The sequence below is a fragment of the Sporosarcina sp. Y1009 genome, from assembly GCF_057669865.1.
Genome location: NZ_JBYHFO010000019.1, coordinates 1 through 11631, shown reverse-complemented (window position 1 = coordinate 11631; position 11631 = coordinate 1). Strand labels below are relative to the sequence as shown.

Sequence of the window (11631 nt, the reverse complement as noted above, 5' to 3'; positions counted from 1 at the left end):
TCATAGTCATACAGACTTTAAAAAGGGGTTGGGGTTATGCTGAAAATCGCGATTATTGGGCTGGGGGATGTCTCTCATATTCATCTAGCAGCAATTGAAGAAAACACAACGGTTTCATTGGTGGCTGCATGTGATGTTGATGAATCATTGCAGGATACTGTTTCTGGAGCGAGATTCTATACCGATTATGAAGAAATGCTAGCTAAGGAATCACTAGATTGTGTCCATATTTGTTTGCCGCATTTTCTTCACTACGAGGTAACGAAAGCGTGTGTTGAGAAAGGCATCCATGTATTTCTTGAGAAACCGATTGCACATAGTCTGGAAGAAGGAAGCGCGCTGGTGAAGTTAGAAGAAGCTAATCCTAACACTAAAATCTGTATTTCTTATCAAAATCGAATGAATGACACGTTTTTGAAACTTCAAGAACTACTGGACAGTGGTGAATACGGTAAGGTGACGGGCGTAAAGGGGATTGTTACTTGGTTTAGGCCGAAATCTTATTATGATCTCAAACCATGGCGTGGAACGATGGCTCAAGCTGGTGGCGGAGTTATGATCAATCAAGCCATTCATACATTAGATTTAATGCAATTAATTGGCGGTGAAGTCGAAACGATCAAAGGGGCAATTGATAATTTCTTCGATTATGGCGTTGAAGTAGAAGATACCGCGTCGGCGAATATTAAATTTGCGAATGGGGCAACAGGGTTGTTTTTTGCTACCATCACAAATGCAGCTGATTCTAGTGTTGATCTTCAAGTATTTTGCGAGAAAGGCGAATTTACCATCAAAGATAGTTTATTAACGATTATGAATGATCTCGGTGAGAAAACTGAACTTATTCAAGATGAACAGTTAAAAGGAAGAAAGTTCTATTACGGAGCAGGTCATAGTCGTTTAATCAATCGGTTTTATAATTGTATCAAGCATGATACAAATGATTATATTCATGTGAAAGAAGCGCATATTTCTCTAGCGTTAGTCGCTGCAATTCGTCAATCGGACCAAGAGAATAAAGCGATTACTTTGGCTGATAAGTCGATCGATTATGTTTAATGGCTACTAATCACTAATAAAAAGGTTTTGGGGAGATGACTGGATATGGAATACGGAATTTGTGTTCGAAATATAGAAGAGGCAAGAATTGCTGAGCAAGCTGGCTATGATTTTGTAGAGGCACAAGTAGTTACTTTATTTCCAGAAGAAGAGGAAGCTGCCTTCGAAAAAGTTTTAAGTGATTACCAAGCATTATCAATTCCGGTGAAGGCGTGCAATGTTTTCTTGCCAGGTGATTTGAAAATTGTTGGTGAGGTTATTGATCAGAAGCGGATAGAAAATTACGTGGAGACAGCATTAAGTCGAGTGAAGAAGCTTGGTGCAGACACGGTTGTTTTTGGAAGTGGCAATGCTAGAAGTTTTTCGGAAGATCAATTTCCAAGAGAAAAAGCAGAAGAACAGATTGTGAAGTTTTTACAAACAGTTGCGGATTATGCAGATAAGACAGGAATTACAATTGTCATCGAACCTTTGAATACGAAGGAATCAAATATTATCAATAGTGTGGCTGAAGGGGTCGACTATGTTCAGAAAGTAAATAGATCTTCCGTTCAAGTGTTGGCTGATTTCTATCATATGGATGAAGAAAAGGAAGCACTGACTGAAATCATTCGGCATAAGGATTATTTGAAGCATATCCACTTAGCGGATACAGGGCGTTTTCAACCAGGGACAGGTCAGTATCCATACGAGGAATTTATTCGCTGTGTGAAAGAAGCAGATTATAATGGAAGAGTTTCCATTGAGTCTTCGTTTGAACACTTTACGGCGGAGGAATTGAAAAAGTCGTTGGACTTTCTTAAAGAGCAGTTTGAAGGCGTTTCCATAAGCTAGTCTGTTATTTGTGTAGAGCGAGTGGCGGTAGGTTAATAGTCCTGACTTGCAAGCAAATGTGGTTGAGTGCAAGCAAAAGGACGGTAAGTGCAAGCAAAATTAATTGTTGTGCAAGGAAACAGGTACCGAGTGCAAGCAAAACACTAGTAACTGCAAGCAAATTTTAAATATCTAGATAAATAATTGTATGGAGGATGAGTAACTTGAAAAAAGGTAAATTTGGTGTGCAAATGATGATGGTGAAAAATGAAGTTGCTGAAATTGGTGTCTATGAAACGATGAAAAAACTAAGTGATCTTGGTTATCGCAGTGTAGAGATATCACAAATTCCAATGACTGCAGAAAATGTGGCTGAATTTAAGAGAGCTTCGGAAGATTTTGAGATTGAAATTGCAGCGATGTCAGCATTTGTTGAACCGGTTGCGAAGGGTTTAATAGGTGATTCGCTGAAGAATGACTTTGATAAGATTGTCAACGACTGTAAAATATTGAATTGTGATTTTTTACGGATTGGCATGATTCCATTGGATTTGATGGGCGATAAAGATAAAACAATGGAATTCATCCAAAAAGCAGAAGCTGAAGCAGTAAAATTAGCGGATCATGGCATTGAATTGTACCACCATACGCATCATGTTGAATTTGAGAAATACGACGGTAAATATCTATTGGATATTATGAGAGACAACACCACGAAACTTGGGTTTGAATTAGATGTTCACTGGATTCAACGAGCAGGTGAAAATCCAGTCGAAATTATAAAACAGTATGCAGGACGCGTTTCATTACTTCATTTGAAAGACTATCGTATTGGTCGTCTCGATTTAACCGAGGAAGAATTGGCGGATTATGATAAATTCATGGCGAAATTTGTTGACGTGATTGAATTTGCAGAAGTTGGAGAAGGGAGTCTTGATATGAAAGCGATTATTGAGGCTGGACTTGCGAGTGGCGCAAAGTATTTCATTGTTGAACAAGATGATACATATGGACTTGATCCATTCGAATGTTTAAAAACTTCTGCTGATAATTTGAGAGAAATGGGTTATGCGGACTGGTTTTAATCGAAAGCTAAAATCGGGGGGAACAAACGATGAGTAAGGACGGAATGACTTATGCACCAAAAGGAAAGCCGAATCCTGTTGTAAACGAAGGAGAATTTGCGATTGCTGCAACTGCGCTAGACCATGGTCATATTTACGGCATGTGTAATGGCTTAGTAGAAGCTGGCGCCTCGTTGAAATATGTCTATGATCCAGATAAAAAGAAGATGGAAGACTTTATCGAAAAGTTTCCTACTGTTCAAATGGCAAGCTCACTAGAACAAATTTTAGAAGACGCGTCTATTAAATTAGTCGCAGCCGCCGCGATACCGTCAATGAGAAGCGCGCTTGGTAATCGAGTTATGGAAGCTGGAAAAGATTATTTTACCGATAAAACCCCCTTCACAACGCTCGCACAGTTAGAAGAAACCAAACAAGTTGTTGACAGAACGGGTCAAAAATATATGGTCTATTTCAGCGAAAGGTTACATGTTGAGAGTGCTGTATTTGCCGGTGACTTGATCAAAGAAGGTGCGATTGGTCGCGTGCTTCAAGTAACAGGTTTTGGTCCGCATCGTCTAAACGCGCCAAGCCGTCCAGATTGGTTTTTTAAAAAAGAACAGTATGGTGGAATATTAAGCGATATCGGGAGTCACCAAATCGAACAATTCTTGTATTACGCGGATTGTAAAGATGCAGAAGTCGTCCATAGTAAAGTAGCAAACTACGATAATCCCGAGTATCCAGAACTAGAAGATTACGGAGATGCAACGCTCGTAGGAGATAATGGCGCAACACAATACTTTAAAGTCGATTGGTTTACACCTGACGGACTAAGTACTTGGGGAGATGGACGTACTTTCATCACTGGAACAGAAGGAACGATTGAAATCCGAAAATACGTTGATGTCGCAAGAGAAACAACAGGTAATCATCTTTTCTTAGTGAATAAAGATGGTGAGAAGTACTATGAGTTAACGGGTAAAGTAGGTTACCCATTCTTTGGTCAACTCATTTTAGATTGCATTCATCGCACTGAAAATGCAATGACCCAGTCACATGCATTCAAAGCCGCTGAATTATGTTTACAAGCGCAAGATCAAGCATTGATCATCAAATAGTGAAAAAAAACGGGTTAACTCATTGCGAGTTGACCCGCTTTTATATGCATATATAACTTTATAGAGTTTAATTATTTTCTATTTTTAAAAAACTGATTTACACTATGACTAGTGAAGAAGAATTATAGAAAATAATGAGGTGAGCGAAATGAAAAAGGTGAATGTTGGGCTTGTGGGCAGTGGATTTATTTCCGCAGTACATTGTGATTCTTATCAAAAAGTATACGGTATAGATGTTTGCCTGAAAGCAGTCGCTTCAACAAATGAAAAAGTACAGGCTTTTGCCGATAAATATCGGATAGAAAAGGTCTATAAGCATTTCGAACAATTGATAGAAGACCCAGAAATCGATGTGATTGATATTTGTACGCCTGCTCACTTTCATGAAGAAATGATTATCCGTGCAATGGAAGCAGGAAAACATGTTATTTGCGAAAAACCGATGACTGGTTATTACGGAGCTGGAGACGAGGAGAATATTGGTCATACAGTTTCGAAAGAAAAAATGTATCATGATGTTATTGAACGGATGGATAAACTGAAAGAAGTTGTAGAAAATAGTGGGAAGCTCTTCATGTACGCAGAAAACTGGGTATATGCGCCTTCTATTTCAAAATGTAGTGAAATCATCCAAGCGACTAAAAATAAGTTTCTCTTACTTAAAGGAGAGGAAAGCCATAGTGGGTCTCACGCCGTTCACGCTGCACTTTGGTCTAAAACAGGCGGCGGTGCACTCATAAGACAGGGCTGTCATCCATTATCGGCGATTCTCTATCTAAAACAGATTGAAGCACGGGCAAGAAAAGAACAAATTCACATTGAAAGTGTTGTTGCGGAAGTAGGTAATATTACGAATCGAATAAATGAGAAAGAAAGAGGTGTATTAGCTGCTCGACCTGTTGATGTGGAAGATTGGGCAAATGTCATTCTAACCTTTTCAGATGGAACAAAAGCAACGATAATGGCTGGCGATATGGTTGTTGGCGGTGTTAGAAACAAAGTGGAAGCCTTTACTTCGGAAAGTGCTCATATATGTAATATTACTCCGAACGATCATACCCTATCCTATTTTGCGAATGAAAGAAGTTTGGATGATGTTTTTATCAGCGAGAAGGTAGAAACAAAACAGGGGTGGCAATTTGTAAGTACGATGGATGAATATGTTAGAGGCTATATTGATGAATTCCAAGATTTTATGGAATGCGTTGCAAATGAGCGACAACCAGAATCCGATTTTAAGTTAGCATACGATACGACAAAAATAATTTATGCTGCTTACTGGTCGGCAAGTGAAGGGAAAAGAATTAATTTGTAAAGCTCGGAAGCTCCTACAAGAAGAGGGAGCTTCTTTCAGATTACCAATGCGTAAGATGATTACCTCTTTCTTAGTAGATAGCGGTGCTTCTCATGTGGATGCTTATGTGAAAATGATTATTGACGAAAAATTACTTAAATGATATTCTATATATAGCGTTTGTTTAGTCGACAAACAAATTAGTTGAAGATAATGGACTGTCTTGTTTTTTTAGAAACAAGAATTTGTAAGGGCTTTCACATTGCTTTTTTACTTTAAGGAAAAGGAGTGAAGATATTAATGGGAATTATAGATGAGTTACTAAGAGATATTCCAGTGCCTAAGATGATAAAAGTCAAGCAAACATTTGACAATGAACAATTGGATGATGTTGATCAAGCACTTGTAGAGGCATTGCAAAAAGAAGAAATTAAAAAAACAGTTAAGCCAGGAATGGAGATTGCTGTTGCTGTTGGAAGCCGTGGAGTAGACCAAATTGTCGAAGTTACCGCACGGACGATAAAGTTTTTACAAGAGCTTGGTGCTAAACCATTCATTGTCCCAAGTATGGGCAGTCACGGTGGTGCATCTGCAGAAGGTCAAACAGCTGTCTTAGCCCATCTAGGTGTTACAGAGGAATCGGCCAATTGTGAAATCCGTTCTTCCATGGAGGTTGTAGAAATTGGTAAATTAGAAAATGGTTTACCTGTATATATTGACAAGTTGGCATCAGAAGCAGATGGAATTGTTGTTATCAATCGTGTGAAACCTCATACTGCATTCAGAGGTACTGTTGAAAGTGGCATCATGAAAATGATCGCCATTGGATTAGGGAAACAAAAAGGTGCAGAAGCATGCCATCAGTTAGGATTTGAACATATGGGGAAACATATTATTCAAATGTCGACGATGATCATCGAAAAAATGCCTATACTTTTCGGTGTGGCTACAGTTGAAAATGCTTTTGACAAAGTTGCACATGTCGAAGTACTGCTTCCAGATGAAATTGAAACACGGGAAACTGAACTTCAAAAGTTAGCAAAAAAACTACTACCGAAGATTGATTTTAAAAATATTGATGTGCTCATTATCGATGAAATCGGTAAAAACATCAGCGGAGACGGCATGGATCCAAATATTACTGGGCGTTACCCAACACCCTACGCGCATGGTGGACCTGAAGTGAATAAAATGGTTGTGCTCGATTTAACGCATGAAACTGAAGGTAATGCGAACGGGGTTGGAACAGCTGATTTTACAACCCGACGTCTGATTGATAAGACGGATTGGGATGCGACTTATGCAAACGGGCTCACATCAACAGTCGTCGCACCCACGAAAGCTGCAACGACGTTGGCGAATGACCGCTTAGCTTTAAAAGCAGCGATTAAAACCTGTAATATTTTAGATTTTACTACCGTGAAAATGGTTCGTATTAAAAATACGTTAGAACTCAGTGAGATTGAAGTGTCTGAAGCTTTATTAAACGAAGTTGAAAAAAATGAGTATTTAACACAAGTATCAGAGCTGTATGAATTGAAGTTTGACGATGAAGGAAACTTAGCCTAAACGCTAAACTATATAGATAGAGGAGATTTTATTAATGGGAAACTTATTTGATTTAACAGGGAAAACAGCTGTAGCAATTGGTGGAAACAGTGTACTGGGGTCTTCAATGGTTAAAGGATTAGCCGATCAAGGTGCTCAAATTGCTGTTGTTGGTCGTAATTTAGAGACAGCTGAAAAAGTTGTACAAGAAATCATCGAAAATGGTGGGAAAGCGAAAGCATTTCGCTCAGATGTACTTTCAAAAGAATCCTTAGAAAACGTTGCAACTGAAATAGAAGCATGGTCAGGCGGATGGGATATTCTACTTAACGCTCCTGGGACAAATAGCCCAACGCCGTTCTTTGAAATTGAAGAATCCGAATGGGATCATATTCTTGATGTAAACTTAAAAGGCATCATGTTAACAACACAAGTTTTCGCGAAGAAAATGATTGAACAAGAAAGAAAAGGAAGCATCATCAATATCTCATCCGTATCATCTACAACACCACTATCAAAAGTATTTACGTATTCTGTATCAAAAGCAGGCGTAAATAGTATGACACAATTTTTGGCACGTGAATTTGCACCAAATGGTATTCGTGTTAATGCGATTATTCCAGGATTCTTCCCAGCAGAACAAAACCGCAAAATCTTAAGTGAAGATAGAATTGCTTCTATTATGGGCCATACACCGATGAATCGTTTCGGTGATCCAGAAGAGCTAGTCGGTACAGCAGTATGGTTAGCATCTGAAAAAGCATCTAGCTTTGTTACGGGTACACTCATCCGCGTTGACGGTGGATTTGGAAGTATGACAATTTAAATTTAATAGTAAGCTTTGGAGTAAAATCCAAAGCTTCTTCTTTATTAATGAGATTTTTAAGTGGAAGGGAAGTCAGCACGATGAGTAAGGATTTAGTACTTGCACTTGATATCGGAACAACAAGTGCAAAAGCAGTACTTTTCGAATTAAATGGAAAACTAGTCGCCGAAGCAGAAAGAATGGTTACCTCTTATTATCCGAATACAGAGTGGGTCGAACAAGATCCAGTTGAAATTGAACGAGCATCCGTTGGTGCAATTAATGATGTCATGAAGAAGTCGAACCGTAAGCAGGATGATGTGTTAACTTTAGGAATCTCTTGTGCAATGCATTCGCTAATTTGCGTGGACGCTAATTATAATCCGCTTTCTCAAGCACTAATTTGGGCAGACGGTCGAAGTAATGAGCAAGCTAAAAAGTTGAAAGAAACTGTTGGAGATAGTATTTATGCAAATACGGGACTTCCCAATCATCCAATGTCACCGTTAAGTAAATTGCTTTGGATGAAAGAGACGAATTTTGAACCATATAAACAAGCTGCTTTTTTTGTTTCTGTAAAAGAATACGTTCTTAAAAAGTGGTTTGGCCGCAGTATAATAGACTATTCAATGGCATCAGCAACAGGGCTATTTAATATGAAGACATTCGATTGGGATGAAGAAGCACTTGAACTTGCGGGTATAAATAGAAACCAGCTTTCCCGGATTGTGCCACCAACAGAAATTCTGTCTAGAATTGATGAAGGAATTGCGGAAGAGATGGGTGTTTCATACGAAATGCCATTTGTAATCGGTTCTGCAGATGGTCAATTAGCAAACCTTGGAAGTGGAGCTATTAATCCAGGCGAAGTGGCGATATCAGCTGGAACGAGCGGGGCAATTCGACAAATGATAAAAGGCTTTGAAGTAAGTGATAGCCAAGAAACATTTTGTTATGCCTTTACGAGAGAGTTGTCAATTATAGGTGGCCCCACAAATAATGGTGGAATAGCCTTGCAGTGGTTGAAGGAACTTATCGAATATGAAGGAAGCTTTGAAGAACTAACAGCTGAGGCAGAGCATGTTGCTCCAGGTGCAGAAGGTCTGTTATTTCTACCTTATATTAACGGGGAAAGAGCTCCAATATGGAAGCAAGAAGCTAAAGGTAATTTCTTTGGGCTTTCCATTACACATAAAAAAGAACACTTGGTTCGTGCTGTTTTAGAAGGAATTACATATAATCTATACCATATCGGCAAAGCACTGGAAGATAAAGTCGGTGAACCTGAAAAAATATTTGTCAACGGTGGACTTGCACAGTCGCCTCTATGGGTACAAATGCTTGCTGATGTATTTGGAAAAGATATTTATGTTTCTGAAAGTCATCATAGCGCAGCATGGGGTGCAGCATGGACTGCATTGGTTGCAATAGGCAAGGTAACTTCCTTCGAAGAAATCAAACAAAATATCCCGATTGAAGCAATTATTAAACCAAATTTGGAAAATCATGAAATCTATTCAAAAGCATTTAAAAAATACAGTGGCATAGCAAGCGATTTAACGAAGTATTTCTAACGAATATAAAGGGTGAAAACAGATGGAAGATATTTTGAAACAAGTCCAACAAGGCCTATTAAGTGTTGAAGAGGCCAAAGCACAGTTAGCGACGTATGAAAACTTAGGGTTTGCCAAAGTAGATCATCATCGTAAAAAACGTCAAGGATTTCCTGAAACAATCTATGGAGAAGGGAAATCAGCAGCGCAAATTACTGCCATCATTTCTGCAATACGTGCAAATCAAGATTATGTATTGGTTACACGGATTACAGAAGAGAAGTCGGGTGAGATTCGAAAGACGCATACGGATTTAGTCTATAATCAACAAGCAGAAATATTGTATTCTAAACGACCTGAAAATGAAACGTTAGAGACAGGGTACATAGCGGTAGTTTGTGCAGGGACCTCCGATTTACGTGTTGCAGAAGAAGCTGCGATTACGGCAGAGGTATTTGGCTGTAAAGTCCGTCGTTTTTACGATGTAGGGGTAGCCGGTATTCATCGACTTTTTGATAATATTGACGAGATTCAAAATGCCACAGTCTCCATCGTCGTTGCGGGAATGGACGGAGCTTTGCCAAGCGTTGTAGGCGGACTTGTTTCACACCCTGTCATTGCCGTTCCAACAAGTGTTGGTTACGGGGCAAGTTATAATGGATTGGCAGCACTCTTAACGATGTTAAATTCATGTGCATCGGGAATTAGTGTGGTCAATATTGATAACGGTTTTGGAGGCGCATATAACGCAGCTCTCATTCATCGATTGGCACAGCAAAACCATGGAGAGGTGTTAGGATGAACGTAAAACACCCTCCAAATCACGAACATATTGATGAAGTGATGTTTAAGATGGAAGTGAATCTGGATGATATATCAGGGGAAATACTTGGTTATGTCATGGATTTACTGATTGAGTCTGGTGCAAATGATGTTTATTATACTTCTATTTATATGAAGAAAAATAGACCAGGCATCTTACTACAATTGCTATGTTCTAGGGAAAAGCTTGATGAAATGAAACAAATTTTATTTACAGAAACAACAACTCTAGGTGTGAGGTACTATCCTTTAACGGTTCACCGCGCAGAAAGGCGTTTCAGAAAAGTACTTACCAAATGGGGAGAAGTAACTGTGAAGGAAGGCATTTATGATGGACAAGTCATTCAATGCTCGCCGGAATATGAAGAATGCAAGAAAATTGCCGAACAACATCAGATTCCGCTGAAGAAGGTTTATGAACAAGTGTGGAAGCAATTGAGAGAGTAGTCCAAGATAAGTAATGCTACTTTGGGAGGCATCTGGGGGAGGCGATCATTTGGTAGAGTTACTTATTATTTTAAAAGATATTATCTTACCGATATTTGTCATCATGGCATTAGGGTTTATCATGCAAATAAAATTCGACCTCAATATTCAAACGCTAGCGAGAATGAATATTTTCTTTCTGGTGCCGGGTTTTATATTTGTAAAATTATATAGTACGGAGATTTCGCTCAGCTTATTTGGAAATATATTGCTATTTTTTATATTATATGTTGTGATCCTTTATGTGATTTCTCATTTTATCGGGAAAGCGATAAAGTTAGAAAAAGGTGAGCAGACTACTTTTTCGAATAGTGTCATGTTTTTTAACTCGGGTAATTACGGCGTACCTGTGAATGATTTGGTGTTTAAAAGCGATCCACTAGCAATGTCCATTCAAGTAATTATGCTGACGTTGCAGAATATATTTTTGTTTTCGTATGGTATTTTTTCATTGCAATCTATTAACGTTGGAAAGTTGAAGGCGGCATTAGGTTATTTCAGAATGCCAGTATTGTATGCGATGTTGGCTGGTGTGTTGTTAAACGCTTATAATGTTCCAATTCCGTCGTTCATATGGGTTCCAGCGAATTATATTGCGGATTCAATGATTGCACTAGCCTTGTTTACTTTAGGGGCGCAAGTTGCCAAGATTAAATTCATGAGTGGTTTACGTACGGTTTATTATAGTTTAGCGATTCGGTTAGTGATTGGACCGCTCATTGCACTTCTCATAATATACATATTTAAGGTAGAGGGTATTGTTGCCCAGGCGCTGTTAATCGGTTCGGCCATGCCGACTTCTGTAAATAGTGCGGTTATTGCTGAGGAGTATAAAAATCATCCGGATTTAGCTGCACAAATTGTGTTGTTCTCAACACTCTTAAGCGCAATCACCGTTTCACTAGTTATTTTCTTGGCAAGGTTTTTATTTTGATGGATTGATAGAATTGAATGTGAAGATCGAGTACTAGAATGATTTTTGTTCTTGTACTCGATTTTTTTTCTTAATATATACCGTTGATCTCCGTTCCGGGCGGACGCTTTCCTGCGGGCGAGCGAGAAGTGC

Annotated in this window: 11 protein-coding genes; all 11 read left to right on the top strand. The window is 38.8% G+C overall.

What is annotated here, in order from left to right:
• The first annotated feature begins 36 nt into the window (after positions 1-36).
• The gene (locus AC25Y1_RS16980; protein ID WP_488149190.1) at positions 37-1059 is read left to right on the top strand and encodes a Gfo/Idh/MocA family protein; all 1023 of its coding nucleotides are present in this window, start codon (positions 37-39) and stop codon (positions 1057-1059) included.
• Positions 1060-1104: 45 nt separating this feature from the next.
• A complete protein-coding gene (locus tag AC25Y1_RS16975) occupies positions 1105-1893 on the top strand; it encodes a sugar phosphate isomerase/epimerase family protein (protein WP_488149189.1) in 789 nt (262 codons plus the stop codon).
• Between the two features lie 203 nt (positions 1894-2096).
• A complete protein-coding gene (locus AC25Y1_RS16970; protein ID WP_488149188.1) occupies positions 2097-2957 on the top strand; it encodes a sugar phosphate isomerase/epimerase family protein in 861 nt (286 codons plus the stop codon).
• Positions 2958-2986: 29 nt separating this feature from the next.
• Positions 2987-4057 (top strand): Gfo/Idh/MocA family protein, encoded by a 1071-nt coding sequence (locus AC25Y1_RS16965; RefSeq protein WP_488149187.1) that lies wholly within the window; start codon positions 2987-2989, stop codon positions 4055-4057.
• 148 nt (positions 4058-4205) lie between these two features.
• Complete coding sequence (locus tag AC25Y1_RS16960; RefSeq protein ID WP_488149186.1) at positions 4206-5372, top strand: Gfo/Idh/MocA family protein; 1167 nt, start codon at positions 4206-4208, stop codon at positions 5370-5372.
• Between the two features lie 279 nt (positions 5373-5651).
• Complete coding sequence (locus tag AC25Y1_RS16955; protein ID WP_488149185.1) at positions 5652-6920, top strand: nickel pincer cofactor-dependent isomerase, group 22; 1269 nt, start codon at positions 5652-5654, stop codon at positions 6918-6920.
• Between the two features lie 34 nt (positions 6921-6954).
• Positions 6955-7725 (top strand): SDR family oxidoreductase, encoded by a 771-nt coding sequence (locus AC25Y1_RS16950; protein WP_488149184.1) that lies wholly within the window; start codon positions 6955-6957, stop codon positions 7723-7725.
• 80 nt (positions 7726-7805) lie between these two features.
• Complete coding sequence (locus AC25Y1_RS16945; RefSeq protein ID WP_488149183.1) at positions 7806-9278, top strand: gluconokinase; 1473 nt, start codon at positions 7806-7808, stop codon at positions 9276-9278.
• A 22-nt stretch (positions 9279-9300) separates the two neighbouring features.
• Positions 9301-10059: a nickel pincer cofactor biosynthesis protein LarB gene (larB, locus tag AC25Y1_RS16940; RefSeq protein ID WP_488149182.1), complete on the top strand. Its 759-nt coding sequence runs from the start codon at positions 9301-9303 to the stop codon at positions 10057-10059.
• Positions 10056-10526 carry a nickel pincer cofactor biosynthesis protein LarC2 gene (larC2, locus tag AC25Y1_RS16935; RefSeq protein WP_488149181.1) on the top strand — a complete coding sequence of 157 codons (471 nt, stop codon included), beginning with the start codon at positions 10056-10058 and terminating at the stop codon, positions 10524-10526. The genes larB and larC2 overlap by 4 nt, the downstream gene beginning before the upstream one ends.
• 49 nt (positions 10527-10575) lie before the next feature.
• Positions 10576-11499: an AEC family transporter gene (locus AC25Y1_RS16930; protein ID WP_488149180.1), complete on the top strand. Its 924-nt coding sequence runs from the start codon at positions 10576-10578 to the stop codon at positions 11497-11499.
• Positions 11500-11631: the final 132 nt, after the last annotated feature.

Coding starts and splice junctions, on each gene's coding strand:
- AC25Y1_RS16980 (WP_488149190.1), top strand. CDS start 37: ATGCTGAAAATCGCGATTATTGGGCTGGGGGATGTCTCTCATATTCAT.
- AC25Y1_RS16975 (WP_488149189.1), top strand. CDS start 1,105: ATGGAATACGGAATTTGTGTTCGAAATATAGAAGAGGCAAGAATTGCT.
- AC25Y1_RS16965 (WP_488149187.1), top strand. CDS start 2,987: ATGAGTAAGGACGGAATGACTTATGCACCAAAAGGAAAGCCGAATCCT.
- AC25Y1_RS16960 (WP_488149186.1), top strand. CDS start 4,206: ATGAAAAAGGTGAATGTTGGGCTTGTGGGCAGTGGATTTATTTCCGCA.
- AC25Y1_RS16955 (WP_488149185.1), top strand. CDS start 5,652: ATGGGAATTATAGATGAGTTACTAAGAGATATTCCAGTGCCTAAGATG.
- AC25Y1_RS16950 (WP_488149184.1), top strand. CDS start 6,955: ATGGGAAACTTATTTGATTTAACAGGGAAAACAGCTGTAGCAATTGGT.
- AC25Y1_RS16945 (WP_488149183.1), top strand. CDS start 7,806: ATGAGTAAGGATTTAGTACTTGCACTTGATATCGGAACAACAAGTGCA.
- larB (WP_488149182.1), top strand. CDS start 9,301: ATGGAAGATATTTTGAAACAAGTCCAACAAGGCCTATTAAGTGTTGAA.
- larC2 (WP_488149181.1), top strand. CDS start 10,056: ATGAACGTAAAACACCCTCCAAATCACGAACATATTGATGAAGTGATG.